This window comes from Yinghuangia sp. ASG 101 (assembly GCF_021165735.1).
Taxonomy (GTDB): Bacteria; Actinomycetota; Actinomycetes; order Streptomycetales; family Streptomycetaceae; genus Yinghuangia.
Map to the genome: position 1 here is coordinate 2,314,172 of NZ_CP088911.1, position 22,141 is coordinate 2,336,312.

The 22,141-nt window shown below is 72.0% G+C and carries 18 protein-coding genes; 9 read left to right on the forward strand and 9 right to left on the reverse strand.

Annotated features, from left to right (window positions below):
- From LO772_RS09520 to LO772_RS09540, 5 genes are all read right to left on the reverse strand, one after another.
- On the reverse strand, positions 1 to 669 hold the full coding sequence (locus tag LO772_RS09520; protein ID WP_231777951.1) for a GntR family transcriptional regulator: 669 nt from the start codon (positions 667 to 669) through the stop codon (positions 1 to 3).
- A 96-nt stretch (positions 670 to 765) separates the two neighbouring features.
- Entirely contained in the window at positions 766 to 1,323 is a 558-nt protein-coding gene (locus tag LO772_RS09525; protein ID WP_231777952.1) for a carboxymuconolactone decarboxylase family protein, read from the reverse strand.
- 285 nt (positions 1,324 to 1,608) lie between these two features.
- The gene (locus LO772_RS09530) at positions 1,609 to 2,352 is read right to left on the reverse strand and encodes an SDR family NAD(P)-dependent oxidoreductase (RefSeq protein ID WP_231777953.1); all 744 of its coding nucleotides are present in this window, start codon (positions 2,350 to 2,352) and stop codon (positions 1,609 to 1,611) included.
- 64 nt (positions 2,353 to 2,416) lie between these two features.
- Positions 2,417 to 3,244 carry a TauD/TfdA dioxygenase family protein gene (locus tag LO772_RS09535; RefSeq protein ID WP_231777954.1) on the reverse strand — a complete coding sequence of 276 codons (828 nt, stop codon included), beginning with the start codon at positions 3,242 to 3,244 and terminating at the stop codon, positions 2,417 to 2,419.
- Between the two features lie 132 nt (positions 3,245 to 3,376).
- A complete protein-coding gene (locus tag LO772_RS09540) occupies positions 3,377 to 5,080 on the reverse strand; it encodes a thiamine pyrophosphate-binding protein (RefSeq protein ID WP_231777955.1) in 1,704 nt (567 codons plus the stop codon).
- A 455-nt stretch (positions 5,081 to 5,535) separates the two neighbouring features.
- Here LO772_RS09540 and LO772_RS09545 point away from each other — a divergent pair, with 455 nt between their 5' ends.
- The 6 genes from LO772_RS09545 to LO772_RS09570 all read left to right on the forward strand — a co-directional run bounded on the left by LO772_RS09545 (position 5,536) and on the right by LO772_RS09570 (position 12,696).
- Positions 5,536 to 6,291 carry a maleate cis-trans isomerase family protein gene (locus LO772_RS09545; RefSeq protein WP_231777956.1) on the forward strand — a complete coding sequence of 252 codons (756 nt, stop codon included), beginning with the start codon at positions 5,536 to 5,538 and terminating at the stop codon, positions 6,289 to 6,291.
- Positions 6,292 to 6,382: 91 nt separating this feature from the next.
- On the forward strand, positions 6,383 to 8,383 hold the full coding sequence (locus LO772_RS09550; RefSeq protein ID WP_231777957.1) for an oxidoreductase: 2,001 nt from the start codon (positions 6,383 to 6,385) through the stop codon (positions 8,381 to 8,383).
- Between the two features lie 115 nt (positions 8,384 to 8,498).
- Positions 8,499 to 9,707 carry a CaiB/BaiF CoA transferase family protein gene (locus tag LO772_RS09555; RefSeq protein ID WP_231777958.1) on the forward strand — a complete coding sequence of 403 codons (1,209 nt, stop codon included), beginning with the start codon at positions 8,499 to 8,501 and terminating at the stop codon, positions 9,705 to 9,707.
- 28 nt (positions 9,708 to 9,735) lie between these two features.
- Entirely contained in the window at positions 9,736 to 10,626 is an 891-nt protein-coding gene (locus LO772_RS09560; protein WP_231777959.1) for a hydroxymethylglutaryl-CoA lyase, read from the forward strand.
- Positions 10,627 to 10,744: 118 nt separating this feature from the next.
- Positions 10,745 to 12,187, forward strand: a complete 1,443-nt coding sequence (locus tag LO772_RS09565) for an MDR family MFS transporter (RefSeq protein WP_231777960.1) — start codon at positions 10,745 to 10,747, stop codon at positions 12,185 to 12,187.
- Between the two features lie 137 nt (positions 12,188 to 12,324).
- Complete coding sequence (locus tag LO772_RS09570) at positions 12,325 to 12,696, forward strand: PH domain-containing protein (protein WP_231777961.1); 372 nt, start codon at positions 12,325 to 12,327, stop codon at positions 12,694 to 12,696.
- Between the two features lie 19 nt (positions 12,697 to 12,715).
- Here the strand turns inward: LO772_RS09570 and LO772_RS09575 are convergent, their stop codons facing one another.
- Complete coding sequence (locus LO772_RS09575; RefSeq protein WP_231777962.1) at positions 12,716 to 13,825, reverse strand: PLP-dependent cysteine synthase family protein; 1,110 nt, start codon at positions 13,823 to 13,825, stop codon at positions 12,716 to 12,718.
- 196 nt (positions 13,826 to 14,021) lie between these two features.
- Between LO772_RS09575 and LO772_RS09580 the strand changes: the two genes are divergently transcribed.
- The 3 genes from LO772_RS09580 to LO772_RS09595 all read left to right on the forward strand — a co-directional run bounded on the left by LO772_RS09580 (position 14,022) and on the right by LO772_RS09595 (position 17,704).
- The gene (locus LO772_RS09580; RefSeq protein ID WP_231777963.1) at positions 14,022 to 14,522 is read left to right on the forward strand and encodes a SigE family RNA polymerase sigma factor; all 501 of its coding nucleotides are present in this window, start codon (positions 14,022 to 14,024) and stop codon (positions 14,520 to 14,522) included.
- A gap of 162 nt (positions 14,523 to 14,684) precedes the next feature.
- The gene (locus LO772_RS09585; RefSeq protein WP_231777964.1) at positions 14,685 to 15,590 is read left to right on the forward strand and encodes a hypothetical protein; all 906 of its coding nucleotides are present in this window, start codon (positions 14,685 to 14,687) and stop codon (positions 15,588 to 15,590) included.
- A 659-nt stretch (positions 15,591 to 16,249) separates the two neighbouring features.
- Positions 16,250 to 17,704: a sialidase family protein gene (locus LO772_RS09595; RefSeq protein WP_231777965.1), complete on the forward strand. Its 1,455-nt coding sequence runs from the start codon at positions 16,250 to 16,252 to the stop codon at positions 17,702 to 17,704.
- Between the two features lie 76 nt (positions 17,705 to 17,780).
- Here the strand turns inward: LO772_RS09595 and LO772_RS09600 are convergent, their stop codons facing one another.
- From LO772_RS09600 to LO772_RS09610, 3 genes are all read right to left on the reverse strand, one after another.
- On the reverse strand, positions 17,781 to 20,267 hold the full coding sequence (locus LO772_RS09600; RefSeq protein WP_231777966.1) for a hypothetical protein: 2,487 nt from the start codon (positions 20,265 to 20,267) through the stop codon (positions 17,781 to 17,783).
- 76 nt (positions 20,268 to 20,343) lie between these two features.
- The gene (locus LO772_RS09605; protein ID WP_231777967.1) at positions 20,344 to 21,198 is read right to left on the reverse strand and encodes a hypothetical protein; all 855 of its coding nucleotides are present in this window, start codon (positions 21,196 to 21,198) and stop codon (positions 20,344 to 20,346) included.
- A gap of 4 nt (positions 21,199 to 21,202) precedes the next feature.
- Positions 21,203 to 22,066, reverse strand: coding sequence for a vWA domain-containing protein (locus LO772_RS09610; RefSeq protein ID WP_231777968.1), 864 nt, complete (start codon positions 22,064 to 22,066; stop codon positions 21,203 to 21,205).
- Between the last annotated feature and the right edge of the window lie 75 nt (positions 22,067 to 22,141).

Below are 22,141 nucleotides of genomic sequence, written 5' to 3' on the forward strand. Positions count from 1 at the left end.
TCAGTGCCGCGGCGGCTGGGCCACGGCCGTCCGGAGCATCACCGCGCGGGCGTTGCGCAGGTGCGCGGTCATCACGGCGCCGGCCCATTGCGGGTCGCCGGCGCGGATGGCCGCGACGATCTCGATGTGATGCGCCAGGCTGCGGCGCATCGACGCGTCGTCGTAGGCATGGAAGTTCCGCATGATCAGCGGGGTGCGCACCGCGCCGGCCAGCGCCGCGGCGAAAGCGGGCGCGTCGGCCAGGCGCACCAGCTTCCCGTGGAACGCGGTGTTGAGCGGAACCAACGCGTCCCGGTCCTGGTCCGGCCCGGGCGAGCCGACCGCCAGCATGCGGGTGGCCAGTTCGTCCAATGCGGCGATGTCCGCCTCACCGGCCCGCTCGGCGGCCCTTCCGGTCAAGCGCGGCTCCAGCGTCGCCCGCAGCTCGAAGACGCTCTCCAACTCGCCCTGGGACCAGCTCGCGACGCGGGCGCCGCGGTTCGGCGGGAGCTCCACCAGCGCCTCGGCGGCCAGCTGCCGCAGCGCCTCCCGCACGGGCGTGCGGCTGACGCCGAGCTGCTCGGCCAGTTCGGTTTCGGCGAGCCGGGCGCCGGGGGGAAAAGTATTGTCGAGAATAAGCTCTCGGAGGATCTCGACCACGCGCCCGGTCGATGTCACGGCGCGGGCCATGAATCCACCACCATTCGTCGGGGAATGCGCGCATTCTAGACGCAGGGACAACGCGGAGGCAAAACGCCCGCAATGCCCGGTGAACCGGATATCGCGTCACCGGTCGGCGGGCTCGGCTTTACCTCGGTCCTGAATATGCGGCGCGAGATCGGCTTCCGGCTCGACGCCGAACGAGCGCAGCGCGAAAGCCACCGTTTCGTACGTGCCGACGGTGAAGATCACGTCCATGAGCTGCTGTTCGTCGAACTCCTTCGCGAGGACGTCCCACGCGTCGTCGCCGACCTTGCCCCCCGCCAGCAGATCGTCCACCGCGCGCAGCAGCGCGCGGTCGACCGGCGACCAGACCGGTGCGTCGGGGCCGTCGATGACGCCGGCCACCTCCGCGTCGCCGAGGCCCGCCTCGCGGCCGAGGATCACGTGCTGCGCCCATTCGTAGCCGCAGTGCCGCAGCACGGCCACCCGGAGCACCAGGATTTCCCGCTGCCGGACGGAAAGCGACGTGCCGTACAGAATATGGCCGTTGAAGGCGAGAAAGCTTTTGGTCAGGGCGGGGTGGCGGGCCAGCGTGCCCAACAGATTGGCACCGGACTGGCGCCCCTCGGCCGCTTTGTCGCCGAGGGCGGACTTCCGAAATCCCCCGATGAAATCCGTCATTTCGGCGGACCATTCCGCACGGGGCAGGGGCGGTATCCGGACCATGGCGGTCTTCTCCTTTTCGGTGGGGTTCTTGCGTCGCGTTCCGCCGCCGCGGACGGGGAGCCCGGGCGGCGTCTCCGGCGTGCGTCCCCGCGGGATCCCGCGGGGGCGCAGGCGGCGCGGCGCGTGGGAGGAAACGGAAGGAAACTGGAGAAAATGCTCCGTTCGGGGTGTTTTCCTCCCGCGGTCGGCCGCCGTGCCGCCCGGGGGTACGCGGGCCCGACGCCCGGTGGTCGCCGTGGCTCAGGTGTTGCGTCCGCCGTTGACGCCGATGACCTGGCCGGTGACGTAGCTCGCGTCTTCGCTCACGAGGTACGCGCAGGCCGCGGCGATGTCCTCGGGCCGGCCGATGCGGCCGACGGGGGTCTTCTCCGTCTGCTGCTCGACGCTCATGAGTCCGCGCTCGCGGGCCTCCTGGAGCATCGGCGTGTCGATGAAGCCGGGCGGGATCGTGTTGACCGTGATGCCGTGCCGGGCGAACTCCAGCGCGAGCGCCTTCGTGAGCCCGACGACACCCGACTTGGCCGCGACGTAGCCGACCATGCGGGCCACGCCGCTGTGGAAGCTCGACGAGGAGATGTTGACGATGCGTCCCCAGCCCTCCTCGACCATGCCGGGCAGCGCGGCCTGGCAGCAGTCGAACGTGCCGGTGAGGTTGACGGCCAGCAGCGTGTCCCAGGTCGCGCGGGTCATCTCCAGGAACGGGCCGTCGAGGGTGATCCCGGCGCTGTTGACCAGGATCGTCGCGCGGCCGAGCCGGTCGCGTACCTCGTCGAGGCCGCTCTCGATGCGCGGGCGGTCGGTCACGTCGACGGCGACGCCGACGGCCTTGCCGCCGGCGTCCTCGATCGACGCGGCGGCGGCCTTCGCGGCGTCGCCGTCGAGGTCGAAGATGGCCACCCGTGCCCCGCCGACCGCGAGGCGGCGGGCGATGGCCAGGCCGATACCGGAGGCTCCGCCGGTGACGACGGCTGTGCGCTCGCTCATGCGTGTACCTCGTTCCGCTCGGCGCCGCTGTGGCGAGGCGCATCGCTGGTGGGGGTCGGCTCGTTCACGCGATCGCCTCGTCGCCGACGAGCGTCGTGCGGTGCATGCGGCGCGGTTTCGTCCGGTCGAACGGGGCGGCGCGGTGCAGCAGGCCCAGGTTGTCCCACATCACCATGTCGCCCACCGACCAGGAGTGCCGCAGCACCTTGTCCGGTGCGGTCGCCCGGCGTTCGAGGTCGTCCAGCAGTTCCCGGCCCTCCGCCTCGTCCATGCCGACGATGCGCGACGCGGCCGACCCGAAGACGAGGGACCGCCGGCCCGAGCGGTGCTCCCACACGAGCGGGTGCTCGCGTACGGGCCACGACTCCCAGTCCGCCAGTTGCTCCGGCGTCGGGTCGGGGTGGCTGCGGCGCTGGATCGACTCGAACGTGTGCACCACCCGGAGGTCGGCGAAGCGCTCTTTCTCGTCGTCCGACAGCGCCTCGTACGCCGCGTAGGTGCTGGCGAACTCCGTCTCGCCGCCCTTCTCCGCGACCACGTGGGCGGTCAACGCGGCGGCCTTCGCGGGGATTTCGTCCATGGCGCCGTCGAAGTGCCAGGCGTCGTTGCTGGAGTAGTACTTCGCGTTCGGGTTCGACGGATCGAAGCTGATCTCGATCACTTCGGGAATCGCGAAGTTGGGCGACGTCACCAGCTCGCCCATCTTCCGGCAGAAGGCCACCTGCGTGTGGTCGTCGACGCCGACGCCGCGGAACAGCAGGACGCCGTACTCCTCCAGCGCCTCCAGGCAGGCCGTCGGCAGGTCGTCGTCGTGCAGCAGCCGGTCGAGGTCGATGTCCAGAACCTCCGCCCCGACGAATTCACTCAGTTTCCTCGTGGTGATCGCGGCCATTTCTCGCTCCTCCCCTCTTCGGGTTTCCTCGGTGTTCCTCGGGTTGCTCGGTGTTCCTCGGGTTTGCTCGGGTCCGCTCGGGTCTCCCGGATTTCCTCGGCCCCCCGTCCGAGGCCCGGCCCGAGTCGCGCGCTAATGCCCTTCCGCGGCCCATGTCGAGTACTCGTCGTAGCTCGGCATTTCCTCGGAGTTGGCCTTCGGGTCGATGACGACGTGGATGACGCCGGGCCTTCCGCTGGCGTACGCGCGCTTGATCGCCGGGGCGATGTCCTCGTCCCGCTCGACGTATTCGCCGTAGCAGCCGAAGCCCTCGGCGACCTTGTCCAGGCGCGTGGCGGTGCTCCAGTGGGCCCCGGTCTCGCGCGATCCCTGGCCGAACGTCCTTTTGTAGACGCCGACTTCGAGGCCCCACTGGTAGTCCGCGGCGACGACGCAGACCAGCGGCAGGTTGAGGCGCGCGGCCGTCTCCAGTTCGGCGATGTGGAACTGGAACGACGAGTCGCCGGTGATGAGCATCAGCGGGCGCCTGCCGCCGTCGGCGACGCCGGCGCCGACGGCGTAGGGCAGGCCGGTGCCGAGGTGGCCGAAGTTCTGGTTCCAGATCACGTCGTGCGGTTTGGCCTGCGAGTACGTCCACCCGAAGATCGTCGTGGCACCGCCGTCGCGGACCATGATGCCGTCCTTCGGGAACGCCTTCGTCGCCTCGACGATCAGGCGCGCGGGGTGCACGGGAGTCTGTCCGGACGGTGCGGTCTCGGCGAGTTCCGCGAGGCGATCGGCGTCCTGCCTGATCCACGCGTCGAGTTCGGGCGTCGCGGTACGCGGCGTGTCCTTCAGCGCGTCGGCCAACTGCGGGACGATCGCCCGCAGATCACCGATCAGCGGCACGTCGATCGAACGGTTGACCCCGATGGCCGTCGGGTCCTGTTCGACGAGAATCCAGGTGCGGTTGGCCTCGTTGGCCGCCCAGTGGTGGCGGCGGCCGTGGTGGACCGGTTCGCCCAGCTCGGTCCCGATCGCCAGGCACAGGTCCGAGTTGACGACCGCGTCGACCGCGGACGGGGAGAAACCATAGGAGAACGTGCGGTCTTCGAGGCCTTCGATGTAGGAGGTGCCGCCGGAGGTCTGGATCACCGGGCATGCCATCAGGTCGGCCAGGGCCTTGACCTGCGCGCCGGCCCGCGAGGTGTGCACACCGTGGCCGACCAGGAGGATCGGCTGCTTCGCGGCGCGGATCGCGGCGACCGCCTCGGCGACCTTGTCGGCCCCCGCGGTCTGCCCGACCAGGCGGTACGCGGAGGGCTCCACGGGTGGCGGGACGTCCAGTTCCTGCTGGATCACGTGCTGCGGGTACTCGATGTAGACGGGCCCCGGCGTCCCGTTGAGTGCCGTGCGCAGGCCCTCGCGGATCACCTCGTCGGTCTGGTCGGCGTACTCGATGCTCGCCGAGTACTTGACCGAGTTCTCGAACAACGCGGCCTGCCGCACGAATTGGATCCGCCCGCGCCGCACGCGCTGCTCGGTGATCCGCGCCCGCTGCCCGCCCAGGAAGACCACCGGCGAGTGTTCGACCTTCGCGCACATCATCGCCGGGGCCAGGTTCGCCACTCCCGGTCCCAGCGTGCCGACGCACACCGCGGGTTTGCCCGTCATCCGGGAGACCGCCTCGGCCATGAAGCCGGCCGATTCCTCGTGATGGGGGGCCACCACATTCCACCCGCGCTCCTCGGCGAGGTGGAACATGTGCACGAAGTTCGGGTCGGGAATCCCGAAAAGCGTGGTGATCCCCTCGGCCTCGAACAGGTGAAGAATGCGCTCGTAGACTTTGACCGCCACGCTCGTTTCCCTTGTCTCGGCCTTCGTGGTTCCTCGGTTCCTGCGCCCCTCGGGCCCCTGCCGCCCGGTGCGCTCGCGCGCTCGACCGCGCGCGTTCCTCACACTCCCGTGACCGTCTCCGCCGACGCGCGCAACTCCAAGGAGCGGTACGGGAGATGCCGGGTCGGCCGGTTCAGGGGACGGCGGGTTCCGAGGCCGAGGCGGTCGGCGTTCCCGCCGTGCCGCCGCACGCCGGTCCGTCCTCGGGCCGGTCGGCCGAGGGCCGGCGTTTGGGCATCCGAATCACCGCCTCCGCGAGGGTAATTGTATGCAATACTAAGGATCCGAGGCTCTACTTTCAATACTTGTAAAGATAGAGCCCGGCCTGTATGCAAGAGGGGGTCGCGACCGGCACCCGGCCCTGGTGCCGGCCTCCGAAGACCCTCGCGCCACCCCCCGACGGAACGGAACAGGCGATGACGGACGCGCTGGGATGGCGGCTGAAACTCGGTGTGGTCACCCCCTCGGTGAACACCGTGGTGCAGCCGGAATACGACGACATGCGACCGCGCGGCGTGACGAACCACGTCGCGCGCATCCACATCCCCGACCGCGTCACCGCCGACGACGCGGACTTCGAGGAGCTGGTCCGGGACATCGACCGGGGCGTCGACGACGCGGTCGAACGCGTCCTGACCTGCGAGCCGGCGTGTGTCGTGCTCGGCGTCTCCATCGAGGCGGTGCACGGCGACCCGAAGGCCGGCGAGGCCATCCTGAAGCGGCTGCGGGCCAGGTTCGGCGACGATCTGCGGCTCGTCCACGCGGGCGACGCGATCCCCGCCGCGCTGAAGGCGGTCGGCGTCGACGAGGGTCCCGTCGGGCTGATCACCCCGTACCAGCCGGTCTCGGAGCCGCACCTGCGGGCGTTCATGGACAGCTGCGGCTACGACGTGACCACCGCCGTCCATCTGCGCGCCCCGAGCGCGGTCAAGATTGCACACATCTCGCGCGAGACGCTGCAGCGTGAGCTGAAGCGGATCGCGGCCGAACGCCCGCGGGCGATCGTGCAGTTCGGGGCGAACATGTGCATGGGCCGTATCGCCGCGGAGGCCGAGCGGTGGTTGGACCTGCCGGTGATCGCGGTCAACACCGCGACGTACTGGCACGCGCTGCGGACCCACGGAATCGACGATCAGGCGGACGGATTCGGGCAGTTGCTGGCGCGCTGCTGACCGCCCCGGCCCCCGCACCACCGTTCCCCACCGAGCCCGTACCCGCGCCGGCGTGCCGACGCGGGACCGGCGAGGCAATTGGAGGCGTCTGATGGCCCCCGGCTACCCCACCCTGTTCTCCCCGATCGCGCTCGGGCCGCGCACCGCGCGGAACCGCGTCTGGATGGCCGCGCACGCGACCGAGTTCTCCACCGACGGGACGTTCGCCGACGCCAGTGCCGACTACTACGCCGAGCGCGCCCGCGGCGACGTGGCCGTGATCACCATGGAGGCCATGGCGGTGCACCCGTCGAGCCAGCCCCGGCGCGGCGTGGTCAAGGCGTACGACGCGGCCGTGGTGGACAGCTACCGCAAGGTCGCCGCCGCGGTACAGCCGCACGGCGCCATGCTGATGGCCCAGTTGTGGCACCGGGGGCGGCAGACGGACGGCATCATCAGCCGCCTGCCGACGTGGGCGCCGAGCGCCGTCCCGGACACGGTGTACCGCGAGATCCCGCACGCGATGACGGTGCGGGAGATCGACGAACTCGTCGCGCACTACGTGCTGTCGGCGCGTCTCGCGATGGACGGCGGGGTCGACGGGATCGAGGTGCACGGCCTGGCGCACGGGTATCTGCTCGGGCAGTTCCTGTCGCCCGCGACCAACCACCGGACCGACGACTACGGCGGCTCGTTCGAGAACCGGCTGCGGATCGTCCGGCGCGTCGTCGAGGGCGTGCGCGCGGTCGTCCCCGCCGACCGGGTGCTCGGGATTCGGCTCAACAGCAACGACGGAGACGGCCAAGCCGGGCTCGGCAACGCCGATTGGGTGCGGATCGCGGTGGCGGTCGAGACGTGGGGCGCGCTCGACTACATCTCCACGACGCAGGGCACCTACCTGGACCGCATGCAGATCTACGGCACGTCGGCGGCACGGCCGGCCGGCTACGAGGTCGCCGACACCGCCAACATCACGCGCGCGGTGTCGCTGCCGGTGGTGGCGGTCGGCCGGATCACCACGCCGGAGATGGCCGAGAGCGTCCTCGCCGACGGGAAGGCGCAGTTCGTCGGCATGGCCCGCCAGCTCATCGCCGATCCGCGGTGGCCGGCCAAGGCACAGGCCGGGCGGCCCGACGACATCCGTCCGTGCGTCGGGGCGAACTGGTGTGTGGCGTCGTTCGCGCGCGGCCCGCTGGCGTGCATCCACAACCCGCGGGTGGGCCGCGAACGGGAGTTCCGCGCCGACGACGGCCGGGAGCGTCGGACGCGGCGGCGGGTCGCGGTGGTCGGCGGCGGACCGGCCGGGTTGCGCGCGGCCCTCGCGGCCACCGAACTCGGGCACGCGGTCACGCTGTTCGAGCAAAGCGACACCCTCGGCGGGCAGGTCAACCTGCTCACGCGTGCGGATTCCTACCGCGAGTGGTCCGGAGTGACCGACTGGCTGTCCTCGCAACTGGCCCGGACGGACGCCGAGATCCGGTTGAAGCACCGGGCGGGTGCCGGCGATCTCGTCGGGCGGTTCGACGCGGTGGTGGTCGCGACCGGTTCGACGCCGGTGCGCCACGGCTGGACGGCCCGGCGGCCCGAGCGCTGGTCGGCGGAGGCCGCCGCGCTGCCGGGAGCCGGCCAGTGGAACGTCTACACGCCCGCGGATGTGCTCGCCGGGCGCACGGACCTGCCGTACCGGATCCTGGTCGTCGACGACACGGGCGACCGGCAGGCCTTCGTCACCGCGGAGTATCTGGCGCGGCGCCGCCACGCGGTGCATGTCGTGTCGCCGTACCCGCAGCTCGGGCACGCGTTCGCCGACGGCCACGATCTGCCGTTCGCGTTCGGGCAGTTGCGCCGCGCGGGGGTGACCTTCACCCCGAATGTGGAGGTCGGTGCGATCGAGGACGACACCGTCACGCTCACGGACGTGTTCACCGGCGAGGCGACGGTGCTCCGGGACATCGACGGCGTGGTGCTCGTCCTCGGGAACGTCGCCGACGACGGCCTGGCCCGCGCGTTGGACGGCAGCGGCCTCGACGTCCAGGTGATCGGGGACGCGCAGGCGCCGCGGCGCATCTTCAACGCGATCTGGGAGGGGGAGGCGGCGGCGCGGCGGCTGTGAGACCGGGAATGCGGGTTTCGGGCGCCCGTATCGCCTTTCCTGTTCCTGTCCCCTGTCCTGTCCCCTGTCCCCTCCTTCTCTTTTCCCGCGTCGCCGACGGACTTTACGGAGAACGATGAACAACGACAACACAGTGGGCGGTCCGCTGTCCGGAAAGCGCGTGCTCGAACTGGGTTCGCTGATCGCGGGGCCGTTCTGCGGCCAACTGCTGGGCGATTTCGGGGCGGACGTCGTCAAGATCGAGGACCCGGGGAACGGCGATCCGATGCGCCGGTGGGGGAATCAGGCGGACGGTTTTTCGCTCACGTGGCCGGTCATCGCGCGCAACAAGAGGTCGGTCACGTGCAATCTCCGCGATCCGCGGGGGCAGGAACTGGTACGGCGGCTCGCGGCACACTCCGACGTGCTGGTGGAGAATTTCCGGCCCGGCACGCTGGAGCGCTGGAATCTCGGTTACGCGGAACTTGCGGCCGTCAATCCCGGGTTGGTCCTGGTCCGGGTCACCGGATACGGCCAGGACGGGCCGTACGCGGGGCGGGCGGGTTTCGGGTCGATCGGCGAGGCGATGGGCGGGGTCCGCTACACCACGGGCGATCCGGACCACCCGCCGAGCCGCACCGGGATCTCGCTGGGCGACTCGCTGGCCGGCATGTTCGCGGCGTTCGGGGCGGTGATGGCCCTGCTCGACCGCGAGCGCACCGGGCGCGGCCAAGTGGTCGACTCGGCGATCTACGAGGCGGTGCTGGCCTTGATGGAGGCGCTGATCCCGGAGTGGGAGATCGCCGGGCACCGGCGCGAGCGCACCGGTTCGGTGCTGCCGGGCGTCGCGCCGAGCAATGTGTATCCGACCGCCGACGGGGCCGAGATCCTGATCGCGGCGAACGGCGACGCGGTTTTCACGCGGCTGTGCGACGCGATGGGGAATCCCGGGCTGGCGGCGAATCCCCGGTACCGCACCCACCGGGCCCGCGGCGACAATCTCGCGGAACTCGACAGGATCGTGGGGCAATGGACGGCCTCGCGCCCTTCGGCGGACCTGCTCGACCACCTGCACGCGGCCGGCGTTCCGGCGGGGCGGATCTACACCGCCGCCGACATGACGGAGGACGCGCATTTCCGGGCGCGGGACGCGATCGTCCGGCTGCTGCACCCCCGCCTCGGCGCGTTCCCCATGCAGAATGTCGCGCCGCGGCTGTCGGCGTCGCCGGGGAACGTCCGGTCCCTGGGGCCGGAACTGGGTGCGCACAACGAGGCGGTGTACGGCCGGCTGCTCGGTCTCGACGCCGCGGACCGCGAGAAGCTGGCCGCCGAGGGCGTCATCTGACGGCCGTCGCCGGCGAAGGGAGTCACCGGTGTCCATCACGATCTGCGAGGTCGGTCCGCGCGACGGACTGCAGAATGAAAAAACGTTGCTGTCGGCGGATGCCAAGGTCGAGTTGATCAGGCGGTCCGTGGCCGGCGGGGTGCGGCGCATCGAGGCCACCGCGTTCGTGCATCCGGGACGGGTGCCGCAGATGGCCGACGCCGAGGAGGTCATGGCCCGGGTTCCGCGTGACAAGGGGGTCGCGTACATCGGGCTGGTCCTGAACCGGCGGGGGTTCGAACGTGCCGCGCGGGCCGGTGTCGACGAGGTCAACATGGTCGTCCTCGCCACCGACACGTTCGGCGAGCGCAACCAGGGGATGACGGTGGACGCGGGCCTGCGCGCGTGGGAGGAGATCGCCGCCGCGGCGCACGCGGCGGGCATCCGGCCGTCCCTGACCGTCTCCGCGGCGTTCGGGTGCCCGTTCGAGGGCGAGGTCGGGGTGGACCGCGTCCGGGCGATCGCGCGCCGGGCCGTGGCAGCCGGACCGGCCGAGATCGCCCTCGCCGACACGATCGGCGTGGGCGTGCCCACGCAGGTCGCCGAACTGGTGGCGGCGGTACGCGACATCGCGCCCGGCGTACCGCTGCGCTGTCACTTCCACAACACCCGTAACACCGGGTACGCCAACGCGGTGGCGGCGGTCGATGCCGGAGTGGAGACACTTGACGCCAGTGCCGGAGGGATCGGCGGGTGTCCGTTCGCGCCCGCGGCCACCGGCAACATCGCCACCGAGGACCTGGTCTTCCTGCTCGAACGCATGGGCGTGCCGACGGGTGTCGACCTCGCCGCGACGGCGTCCACCGGGCGCTGGATCGGCGGTCGGCTCGGCGTCGAGGTACCGGCGTTGCTCGGCCGGGCGGGCCCTTTCCCGGGCTGACGCGGCCGGGGCGACGCCCACGGCGGACCAGGCAACCGTACGAACAAACACCGTTACGCAATGCGTCAGGAACGGCCCCGAAGCGAACACGGAGTGCGCATTGCGATAGACGTGTTTTGTGAAGAAGCCCAGTGACATCAGTCAGAAGGTCGTCGTCAGTGTCGTATATGTGACGGCGATCTTCATGACGGTGCTCGACACGACCATCGTCAACGTCGCGATTCCGGCGATCGCACGGGACTTCGGCGAGTCGCCCGACGCGATCGGCATCGCCAACGTCGGGTTCCTGGTCAGCCTCGCGGTCTTCATCTCGGCGGCGGGCTGGCTGGGCGACCGCTTCGGGACAAAGCGGATGTTCATGGCGGCGCTGGCGCTCTTCACCCTCGCCTCCGCACTGTGCGGTCTCGCCCAGAACCTTCCGCAGCTCGTCGGGTTCCGGGTGCTCCAGGGCGTGGGCGGCGGCATGCTCACCCCCATCGGCATGGCCATGATGTTCCGCGTGTTCCCGCCGGTGGAGCGCATCCGCGCCGGGCGCTACCTGGTCGTCCCGACCGCGCTGGCCCCGGCGGCCGGGCCGATCACCGGCGGCCTGATCGTCGACCACGTCTCGTGGCACTGGGTGTTCTACATGAACGTGCCGGTGGGCCTGGCCGCGCTGGTCTTCGGCACGCTGTGCCTGCGGGAGGAGAAGCAGCCCGGCACGGGCCCGTTCGACCTGCCCGGCTTCCTGCTCGCGGGCGGGGGCCTGGCCGGCACGCTGTACGCGCTCACCGAGGGCTCCCGCGAGGGCTGGGCGTCGCCGCTGATCCTCGGCGCCGGAGCCACCGGGCTCCTCCTGCTGGCCGCCCTCGTGTTCGTCGAGACCCGCACCGACCACCCCATGCTCGACCTGCGCCTGCTCCGCAACGGCCTGTTCCGCAACGGCGCGCTGATCATCGTCACGTCGTCCGCGGGCTACCTCGGCACGGTCTTCGTCCTGCCGATCCTCATCCAGCAGGCCCGCGGCCTGGAGGCGACCGACAGCGGCCTGACCACCTTCCCCGCCGCGATCGGCATGGTCATCGCGACCCAGGCCGTCTCCCGCTACTACGCCAAGATCGGCCCCCGCCGCATCACCCTGATCGGCATCGCCGGCAGTTCCACGATGATCGGCCTGCTCGCCCTGGTCGGACCGGACACGAACCTGTGGTGGGTGCGCGCGGACCTCTTCCTCGCCGGCATCTTCCTCGCCCACACCTTCATGCCGGCCCAGACCGCCGCGTTCGCCCAGATCGGCGGGCCGGACATGGGCGCCGCGTCGACGCTCTACAACGTGCACCGGCAACTCGGCGCGGCCGTCGGCGTCGCCGTCCTCGGCAGCGTCATGTCCGCCGTCGGCATCTTCACCTCCACGCCCGAGGGCCCCCACCCGCACTACCCCGCCTACCAGTGGGCGTTCGCCGTCGCCGGGACCCTCTCCGCCCTCGGCCTCGTCTTCGCCCTCCGCATCAAGGACCACGACGCGGCGTCGACCATGGTCGCCCGGGTCGAGAAGCCGGCCGAACACGAGGCCGCCCGCTGACGCTCGCGCGCCGTCTTCGGTACGCGGACCCCTGCGCGGCCGGCCGGGATCCGCGCCGCGCGTGAGCGGCGGGCTTCCCCGGGCCGGGAGGTTGGGTACGCATAGCCTGGGGTTGTTGCGAGTTGAGGAGGAGACCTGTGAGTTCGAATGTCGCGTACGACCGGCGGGAGCAGCTGGAGAAGATCCAGGCCGGGCTGCTGCCCGGGGAGCAGGTGTTGGCGGTGTACGACGCGAAGGGGACCGGGACCGGCTTCATCGGGCTGACGGACCGGCGGGTGATCCTCCAGGACAACAGCTTCGTGGGGAAGAAGATCGCGCTGACGTCGATCCCCTACTCGAAGATCGGTGCGGTCTCGATGGTGTCGAACAAGTCGTTCGCCGGGTCGTTCTTCAGTTCCAGCGAAGTCGCCGTGCACGTGGGCACGGAGACGCATTCGATCGAGATGCGCGACGACCAGAAGGGCAAGCATGTCCACGACGTGATCCTGCATTACATCCTGGGGCACTGAGCGGGGAGCCGGGCCCGGGTCAGGGTGCCCGCCACGTGCCGGTGGCGTGGAAGCGGTCGAGGGTGTCCGCGAACGGGCGGATGTCGAGGGCCTGTTCGGTGAGCCAGGCGTCGGAGTAGTAGGAGTGGGCGTACCGTGCGCCGCCGTCGCACAGCAGCGTGACGACGGAGCCGGTGCGGCCCGACTCGCGCATCTCGGCGACGAGTTGGAGCGCGCCCCACAGGTTGGTGCCGGTCGAGCCGCCCGCTTTGTGGCCGGTGAGCCGGTGCAGGTGGCGCATCGCGGCGATGGAGGCGGCGTCCGGCACCTTGATCATGCGTTCGACGACCTCGGCGACGAAGCTCGGTTCGACGCGGGGGCGGCCGATGCCCTCGATGCGGGAGGGGGCGTTGACCGTGTACGTCGGGTCTCCGCGCGTCCAGCCGTCGAAGAACGCCGAGTTCTCCGGGTCGACGACGGCGAGACAGGTGTCGTGGCACTGGTAGTGGACGTAGCGGCCGATGGTGGCGCTCGTCCCGCCGGTGCCCGCGCCGACCACGATCCAGGAGGGCACCGGGTGCCGCTCCTCCGCCATCTGCCCGAAGATCGACTCGGCGATGTTGTTGTTGCCGCGCCAGTCGGTGGCGCGTTCGGCATAGGTGAACTGGTCCATGTAGTGGCCGCCGGTCTCGGCGGCGAGGCGGCGTGACACGTCGTAGACCGTCCCGGGGTCGTCGACGAGGTGGCAGGTGCCGCCGTAGAACTCGATGAGTTCGATCTTCTCGGGGCTGGTCGTCCTGCCCATGACCGCGATGAACGGCAGCCCGAGCATGCGCGCGAAGTAGGCCTCGGAGACGGCGGTGGAGCCGGACGACGCCTCGATGACCGTCGTGCCCTCGCGGATCCAGCCGTTGCACAGGCCGTAGAGGAACAGCGACCGCGCGAGGCGGTGCTTGAGGCTTCCGGTGGGGTGCGTCGACTCGTCCTTGAGGTAGAGGTCGATGCCCCATTCCGGCGGGAGCGGATACACCAGCAGGTGGGTGTCGGCGGACCTGTTGGCGTCCGCGTTGACCTTGTGGACGGCCTCGCTCACCCAGCCGCGCGTGGTGCTGCACACGCGGTCCACGTCGGTGCCGGTCGTCGACCCCATGGCCACGCTCACCCCTCGTCACACGGTCCGAACAAGATCCGATCAAATGTGATCAACCTGGCAGCAGGGTACGGCCCCGCGCGTCCGGGCCGGACGGGAGCCGCGGAAAATTCCCCCGGGTCGCGTGACACGGACGCCGGGACGCGGCGTCGGTAGGGGTGACGGGGAAACGCGACAACGTGACAAGGGCGGGGTGATGGCGACACATCACGACGAATTCCTCGAATTCGCCACCGCGCGGAGCGCCCAGCTCTTCCGCACGGCCTGGCTGCTGTGCGGGGACTGGCACCTGGCGGAAGATCTCGTGCAGACGACGCTCGGCAAGCTCTACCGCTCGTGGCGGCGCGTGAAGACCGCCGACAACCCCGACGCCTACGCCCGCACCGTGCTGACGCGCAGCTACCTGTCGTGGCGGCGGCGCCGCAGCAGCGGTGAGCGGCCGTACGCCGTCCTGCCCGAGGCGGCGGAGCGCCACGTCGACCCGTCGTTGCGCCTCACGCTGCTGACGGCCCTGGCCGAACTCCCCCGCAAGGACCGCACGGTGCTCGTGCTGCGGTTCTGGGAGGACCTCAGTGTCGAACAGACGGCCCGTCAGATGGGGTGCTCGCCCGGCGCGGTGCGCAACCGCTCGCAGCGGGCACTGGCGAGGCTCCGCACGGTCCTCGGCGACGAACCGCACCTGTTCGCCGCCGCCTGAGCGGGTGCGCGCCGATACGCGGCCCCCGCCCGGCCGTTCCCCCACCGACGACCCTCCCCCGCCGGCACGGCCGTACGGCGGGCGGCGACTCCCGAAACGCGTGTGCGCGGGTGTGCCGTACGACCCCGCGCGTCATCCCTTCCCGGACTCACAGGAGAACCGATGAATCCCGAACACGGCCACGACGGCGGCACCGGCCGCCGCGATGAGGCCGCTTTGTCCACGGCGTTGCGTGACGCCGCCGGCGACCTGGTGCCCCCTACGCCCGCGCTGGTCAGCGGCGGCCTGGCCCGCGGCAAGCGGATGCGGGCCACACGCCGCGCGCAGATCGCGGTGGCCGCGGTGGCCGTCGTCGCCCTGGGCGGCGGCGGCCTGGTGGCGCTCGGCGACCTGGGCGGGGGCGGCGGCACGACCGTCGCCGCGCCGGGATCGAGTGTGCCGGACTCGCCGCCTCCGAGCCCGGCTCCGGCACCGGTACCGCAGACTCTCGTCCTGACGGCGGGTCAGGCGACGGACGCCCTCCGGCAGTTGCTGCCCGCGGGGGCGACGGTCGAGGACGTGTCCGCGACCGATCCCGGGGTGGGGACGGGGAACGAGGTCGCCGTCACGCTGCGCGTCGACCCGGACGGGCGCGGCCCGGGTGAGGTGACGCTGCTCATCAGCTCCGGCAACACCGAGCTGATCTGCTTCGACGACACCGGCCTCAACGCGTCCTGCGACCTGGTCACGCAGGCCGACGGGTCGCGGCTGCGCCTGGAGAGGAACTGGGAGTACCCGGCGACGCCGAGCACCGAGGACGGCAAGGCCGGCGTGGACGGCGCGGGCGCGCAGGTGTGGAGCGCGACGTTCCAGCGCGACGGCCTCCGGATCCACGTCGGCGCGTCGAGTGCCGCGGCGGAGAAGACCCCCGCCACCCGCGAGGCTCCCGCGCTGACGCCGGAGCAGCTCCAGGCGATCGCGACGGCTCCGGTGTGGACGACCCTGGTCACGCCGCAGACCCTGCCGCTGCCCGCGAAGGGCGGGTTCGGCGCCCCGGCCGCTTCCCCGGCCGCTCCCCCGGCCGGCTGACACCGCGACGGTATCGCGGAAACGCCGCGGCACCGCCTCCGGTCCGGTTCCCTCCCACCGGTCCGGAGGCGGGCCCGCCTCTGTTCCCCCTCCGTTTTCCGCAACGTTTCCCCGGCCCCGCTACGCGCGCTGGGTGCAGTGCCGGACCACGCCCCCACGGAGCGTAACCGCTGGTCAGTGAGGTAGCCGCGCCGTAGGCCACCCGAGAAAGGGCCCGTGGACCCTGTAAGCCTGGTGGAGTTCGCGCACGCGTATGCCGCCCGGACGCGCGAGGACCACGCGATCTTCGTCGACCTGTTTCGCAACGGCCGGATCCCCGGGCTCTGATCACCTGCTCCGACCGTCGGCTCCACCCCGCGATGTCCGCAACTCCCCAGACCGTCGGGGGAGTTGCGGGCATCGATTGTTTTGGGGCGGCAACTGCCTTTGCTCTCAGGTGAGTTCGTCGGATGGTAGCGCCACATCCCGAGATCACCCAGCACTTGTCCACTTCGGTCGTCCTCGGCGTCGTCCGCGGCCAAGAGGGCAGACGTGCCGGTCACGCGGCCGTAACGTTCCCGGCGCCTCGCCCCGTCCGCCAGGGCGCGCCACGGCGCGTTCGGCAGGCGGGCGACGGTCCGACCGACGCATCAACGCATCGACGAAGGATGGGAATGCCCGTGATCCGACGTTCCAAGGTCTTACTGTCCGTCGCGGCCGTCGCCCTGACCTGCGCCGTCGCCCAGCCCGCGACCGCGGAAAGCGACGGTTCGTCCGGGAAGCCGACCGTGCGGCAGGTCTCGGGCATCAGCCCGCTGCCCGCCGGCTGCGGGTTCGCCGAGGGCGACGGCTACGTCCTGAACCCGAACACGGAGGTGCTGCCCGCCCTCGCGACGGACCCGAACCGGCCCTGGCACCTCGTCACCGTCTACCAGCAGGACCGCTGGAACCGGTACGGGAGCAACGGCGCGGTCACCGCGGTCTCGGACGACTACGGCAGGACGTGGCGGCAGTCGACCGACCTTCCGGCGTTCTCGCGCTGCAACGGCGGTACGGCCGCCAACGGCGGCGACTACGACGTCACGACCGACAACTGGGTCACGGTCACCCCCTCGGGTACGGCGGTCTCCGCGTCGCTGTCGATGTCCCGTGCGGGCGACGTGACCGCGATCCTGGTGTCCCGCTCCGGCGACGGCGGCGTGACCTGGGACGCGCCGGTCACGCTGGGCCGCGACGACGACCCGCGGTTCTTCAACGACCGCCCGACGGTGACCGCCGACCCGTACCGCCCCGGCGTCGTGTACGCCGTGTGGGACCGCGTCGACGTCAACGACCAGGGCTGGGTGCAGCCGGTCTACCTCGCGAAGTCGACGGACGACGGACGCACGTGGACCACCGCCAAGGCGTACGACCTCCCGAACAACAGCGGCGTCATCGGCACCCAACTCGTCCCGCTCGCGGACGGCACCCTGCTGATCGCGATGCACCACGAAACGGACACGGAAGCCTCCACCCAGGTCATCCGGTCGACCGACGGCGGTCGGACCTGGTCGGCGCCGACGCTGAACGCCCCGGCGCCGATGGCGGTGGGCCCGCGCATCCCCGACCCCGACAACTCGGGTGACCCGATCCGCAACGCCTCGCTGCCGCTGCTGTCCGCCCAACCGGGCACCAACGTCGTCAACGCGGTCTGGCAGAGCGAGGCCGCCGACGGCACCTACCACGTCGCCTACGCGCGGTCGACGGACAGCGGTCGGACATGGTCCGCTCCGGTCGACATCGACAAGACACCGGTCGGTTCGGCCGCCGTCCCGGTCGTCGCCACGGCCCCGAACGGCACGGTCGCGGTCACCTACTACGACTTCCGCAACAACACCGCCGACCCGGCCACCCTGCCGACCGACGTGTGGGCGGTCACCTGCGCGTCCGCCTGCACCCGGCCCGGCTCGTGGCGCGAGCAGCACCTCGACGGCCCGTTCGACGCCCGCATGGTCCCCCTGACCAGCGTGGGCCGCCTCGTCGGCGACTACACCGGCCTGGTCTCCACCGGCCGGACCTTCACGGCCACGTACGGCGTCGCCACGGGCGACCCCGCCAACCCGGTCGATGTCCACAGCGCGATCTTCTCCGGCTGATCGCACCGCTCCCCTGCTCCCCGGCTCTCCACCGACCGTGCCCGGCGCGGTCGGTGGGGAGCCGGCGCGTCCGGGCTCACGGCCCCAGCAGCGCGTCGCGCAGAAACCGCCGGTAGGTCAGGGCGGCGAGCGCGTCGTGGACGTCACGAGCGGTCGCGGCGCGGTGCAGGGCCTGGTCGTACGTGCGCTGGGCCCACTTCAGGGCCTGCTCGGCGGCCCCGAGAGCGGCGTCGAGACGCGCGGCCTCGTGGTCGGCGGTCCGCCGACGATCGCGTTCGGCCGCCTCGAACTCGGTCTCCAGTGCCGTGAGTTCACCGAGTGCTCGGGCGCGGACGCGGGCCGCCTGGCGGGCCAGGTCGATACGTTGGTCGGCACGCTTGCGGTGCAGCTCCTGGGCCGCCTGGTACGGGAGCGTCGCGGGGAGGTGCAGGCGCAACTCCTCCACGATCTCGTCGCGCCACTCCTGAAGTCGCCGGGCCAGCGCGGGACTTATGCCCTCGACGCGGACCGTGCGGCCCGGTCGTGACACGGTCGCCTGGGAGCGCAGGTGCGGCGAGGTCGGCACGGCGGACGTCACACGCACGAAGTCGGCGGCGGTGAGGACGCCTTCGCGTCCGAGCTGGGCCACGATGCGCGCCCCGAGCAGGTCCGTGGGCAGGGGAAACCCCGCGAGGCCGTCGCGCAGGGCCCGGTCGTGCAGCTCACGCAGGGCCTGCGCCTCCTCGCGCGGCCCGGAGCCCTCCAACGCCTCGCGTCGCCGGTCCACGGACGCGAGCGCCTCGGCGAGGCGTCTGCCGATGCCCTCGCACTCGTCGTCGTAGCGGGCGCGCAGGGTTCCGGACGCCGCGAATCGGTTCGCCGCGTGGTCGGCCCGGGCCTTCTCCGCGGCACGCAACGCCTCGTCGTGGTCGGTGAGTCGGCGCAGCGCGTCCATGACGTGGTCGCCGGCCCGCTCGCGCTCGATGGTCGCGTCGGCGTGGCGGCGCACCTCGGGGGTGGCGCGGTACGCACGGTGGAGACGGCCGTGGGCCGCGAGACCCGTGCCCGCCGCGGCGGCGAACGCGGCGAACGCGGGGGCGAGGATCCACACGCCGACGGCGAACAGCAGGAGCGTGCAGGCGACCGCGGCGGCGGAGAGGGCGAGCAGGGCGGCGAGGGCGAGGCGGACGGTCCAGCGGGTGCGGCGGGAAAGGGAGGAGAACCCGGACGGTCGGGGGCGGGGTTGGGTCTGGGGCTGAAGCTGGGGCTGGGGCTGGGACGGAGCGTGGGATTCGGGCTGGAGTTGAGACCGCGGTGGGGATTGGGGCCGGGAGCGGGCCCGGCTCGGGGAGCGCGGAAGTGGTGCCGCGGCGGTTCCGTCGGCCGGACCCAGGGGCGGCGCCGACACCGGCGTCGGGACCGGTGGGGATTGAGAGGGCTGAGGGGGCTGAGGGGGCTGAGGAGCCGACGGGTGCGCGGTGTGCGCCGGATCGGCCGCGGTCCCGGCCGCGGCACCCCGCGGCGGCGCGTCCCCCGCGCCGTCCGCCTCGCGGTCCCGCGGCGACCGCGCCGCCTCGGCGAGCCACGCCGGCAGTCCCTTCGGGGACATGCGGCCCGTGGCGGTGATCGGCTCGCCCAACGCGCCGACTTCGGCGGGCGGGCGGCCCGCCCAGTACGCCAACCGCGCGAACTCCCCCGCGAGTTCGGGACACGTCCCGGACACCACCGCGAAGCGCTCGGAGGCGGCCGGGGAGGCCAGGTCCTCGGCCCGCAGCAGCAGATGCTCGCCACCCTCGTCGTGGTACGTCTGCCACAGCCACGGCTCGCGCGCGAGCACGCGCAGGCTCAGGTGGATCACATGCGCCGAGAACCGGTCGAGCCCCGGGCCGAAGTCCGCCGTCCCCCGGGCCGGATGCTGGTAGTTGCGGTGGCCGTTCTCGGCGGGTCCGAGGCTCGCGAGCGCGGGCGCGTACATGCCGTCGTAGTCGATCAACCGCAGGACGCCGTCCCGCCCGATGACGATGTTGCCGTGCTGGAGGTCGCCGTGCGCGAGACCGCCGCGCTCCAAGTCGCCGACGGCACGGGCGAATTGGTCGGCCAACGACTCGATCGCGGCGCGGTCGCCCAGATGTTCGGTGAGCCACGGCACCAGGCCGCTGCCGTCCACCCACTCCATGAGCACGACCGGGTACCACCGGCCGTGCACCAGCACCCCGCGCGGGACGAAGTCGACGTCGACGCGCCACGTCCCCTCGACCGTACGCAGCGCGTCCGCGATCGCCCGGTAGCGCCGCAGGCGGTCCGGTACCGCACGGGTGAAGCATTTGACGGCGTACTCGCGTCCGCCCGCCGCGTCGCCGCCCGCCCCGCCGCCCACGCCGCCGGACGCCGGTCCGCCGACTCCGGTGACGCGGAATACGCTTCCGAAGTTGCCGGAGACCACGCGCGGCATGCGCAGCGGTCCCATCGCGACCAACCCGCGTGCCAGCACCGGGTGGGCGAAGCACGCGGCCGTGTCGCGCAGGGCCTCGCTGTAGTCGGCGCCCGTCGGGTACGGCCTGCTCGCGCCGCCCGCGCTTGTCACGTGTGCCCCACCGCCCCCTGTTTGCGACCTTCCCTGCCGTTACCCGCCGACGCGGCCGTCCGCGCACCCGAATGCCTCAGCGCGGTTCGATGCGGATGATCGTCACGTCGTCGTTGCGCAACTCCCCCGCTTTGCGCTGCCGTTCGACCCAGCGGGCGAGGTCGCCCGGGGCCGCCGAGTCGAGTGCGCGCAGCGCCGCCCACGGTTTGCCGCCGTGCTCGGTCCGGCGCAGGAACCACGCGGCCATGGCGTCGGTGGCGAGGTAGAACCGGTCGCCGAGCAGCCATCGGCCGTGGACGCAGTGGGCGCGGGCCGCCGCGGCGGCGTGGTCCTGGCCGCCGCTCGCCGCCAACGCGGGCGTGGTGCCGAAGTCGGCGGCCCGTGTGACGGGGAACGCGACGCGCAGGCGGTCGCCGCGGACGTGGAACAGGCACGAGTCCCCGAGCGCCGCCGCCGACCAGGTCCCGCACCCGGGCGCCCAGCGGTGGGCCGCGAAGTGGGCGACCAGCAGCGTGGCGTGCGCGCCGCGTTCGAAGCCGGGCCGCTCGTACCACGCCAGCGGTCGGCCCCGTGCCTCGCGCATCAGCTCGTAGCGGCGCATGAGTTCGGGCCAGCGGTCCGCGGCCTGGCCGAGGAGGTCCGCGAAGTCGGCGCCGCCGCGCAGGAGTCGGGTGGGCGCGGCGCCCGCGCGCCGGACCAGCGTCTCGGCCCAGCGGCGGGCCAGCAGGCTGTCGGCGGCGCCGTCGGAGACCGCCGCGCGCACGGTGGCGACCCGTCCCACCTCGCCGCGGCGGCAGGCCGGGCCGGGTGGCGGCATCATCCCCCGGTCGGGGCCGGCCGCGGCGCTGCTGCCGACCCAGGCGGCGTCCTCGTACTCGTGGGGTTCGGTGCCGCCCTTGTGCAGCGCGTGCAGGGTGATGTGGGCGCGCACGGCGCTACCGCAGGTCCGTCGCGCGTGTGCCGAGATCGAGGAACTGCACGACGGCGGACAGGTCGGCGTTGAAGACGAAGCCGCGTGCCGAGTCGGTCACGTCGTGGCCCTGTTCGGTGGCGTACGCGCGCATTCCGGGCGGGAGTTCGCTCGACATCGCGGAGAGCAGGCGGGCGTATTGGTCCGGGAGCGGGTCGTTCGGGCCGGGGAACTCGATCGGGTCGGCGCGGTTGCTGGAGATGTGCAGGTTGAACAGCAGCGCCTCGCCGTCGCCGGTGACGTGGTAGCGCAGCCGGGTGGCCGGTTCGGCGGGGTTGCCGTCGGTGGACTCGCCGTCGGTGAGGTTGAGCACGATCGGCGGGAATCCGTCGGGGTGGGTGTCGACCCAGCCGCGCACGAGTGCGGCGGCGGTGCCGAGGGCCTGGCACATGGGTGTGCCGCCGGCGGCGACCGGCTCGACCCATACGGGGAATTCGATCGTGCGTGCGACGAGCCCGCCGGCGCCGTCGGACGTCTTCTTCACGCGGGCCTCGAAGCGTGCGGGGTGCGCGACGATCTCACTGAGCGGTACGAGGTCGCGCCCCGCGAGGGGGCCCGACAGCGCGGGCCGCACCCCCGACCCGTAGCCGACGACGGCGATGTGGAAGTAGTCGCGGACGCCTTCCTCCTTCGCGCAGCGCACCGACAGTTCGAAGAGCAGCCGGTTCAGCGAGTCGGCGACGACGTCGGCCTTGCGCGGCGGCGTGTCGGCGTCGGCACGGCCGCCGCCGGGGGCGCGGCCGATCGGGTCGTCCATGGAACTCGACTGGTCGATCAGGAAGATCAGGCACCCGGGATTCGCGCGGCTGATCTCGGCGGTGTACGGCATGCTGCGTCCCCTCGCGTCCCCGGTGCCCCCGCGGGCCTGGTGTGCCGGGGAGGAAAAGCGCCGTGCCGTCGGCGT

Excerpts from the sequence above, each read along its gene's own strand:
- LO772_RS09520 (WP_231777951.1), bottom strand. The coding sequence starts at position 669 with ATGGCCCGCGCCGTGACATCGACCGGGCGCGTGGTCGAGATCCTCCGA.
- LO772_RS09525 (WP_231777952.1), bottom strand. The coding sequence starts at position 1,323 with ATGACGGATTTCATCGGGGGATTTCGGAAGTCCGCCCTCGGCGACAAA.
- LO772_RS09530 (WP_231777953.1), bottom strand. The coding sequence starts at position 2,352 with ATGAGCGAGCGCACAGCCGTCGTCACCGGCGGAGCCTCCGGTATCGGC.
- LO772_RS09535 (WP_231777954.1), bottom strand. The coding sequence starts at position 3,244 with ATGGCCGCGATCACCACGAGGAAACTGAGTGAATTCGTCGGGGCGGAG.
- LO772_RS09545 (WP_231777956.1), top strand. The coding sequence starts at position 5,536 with ATGACGGACGCGCTGGGATGGCGGCTGAAACTCGGTGTGGTCACCCCC.
- LO772_RS09550 (WP_231777957.1), top strand. The coding sequence starts at position 6,383 with ATGGCCCCCGGCTACCCCACCCTGTTCTCCCCGATCGCGCTCGGGCCG.
- LO772_RS09555 (WP_231777958.1), top strand. The coding sequence starts at position 8,499 with ATGAACAACGACAACACAGTGGGCGGTCCGCTGTCCGGAAAGCGCGTG.
- LO772_RS09575 (WP_231777962.1), bottom strand. The coding sequence starts at position 13,825 with ATGGGGTCGACGACCGGCACCGACGTGGACCGCGTGTGCAGCACCACG.
- LO772_RS09580 (WP_231777963.1), top strand. The coding sequence starts at position 14,022 with ATGGCGACACATCACGACGAATTCCTCGAATTCGCCACCGCGCGGAGC.
- LO772_RS09585 (WP_231777964.1), top strand. The coding sequence starts at position 14,685 with ATGAATCCCGAACACGGCCACGACGGCGGCACCGGCCGCCGCGATGAG.
- LO772_RS09610 (WP_231777968.1), bottom strand. The coding sequence starts at position 22,066 with ATGCCGTACACCGCCGAGATCAGCCGCGCGAATCCCGGGTGCCTGATC.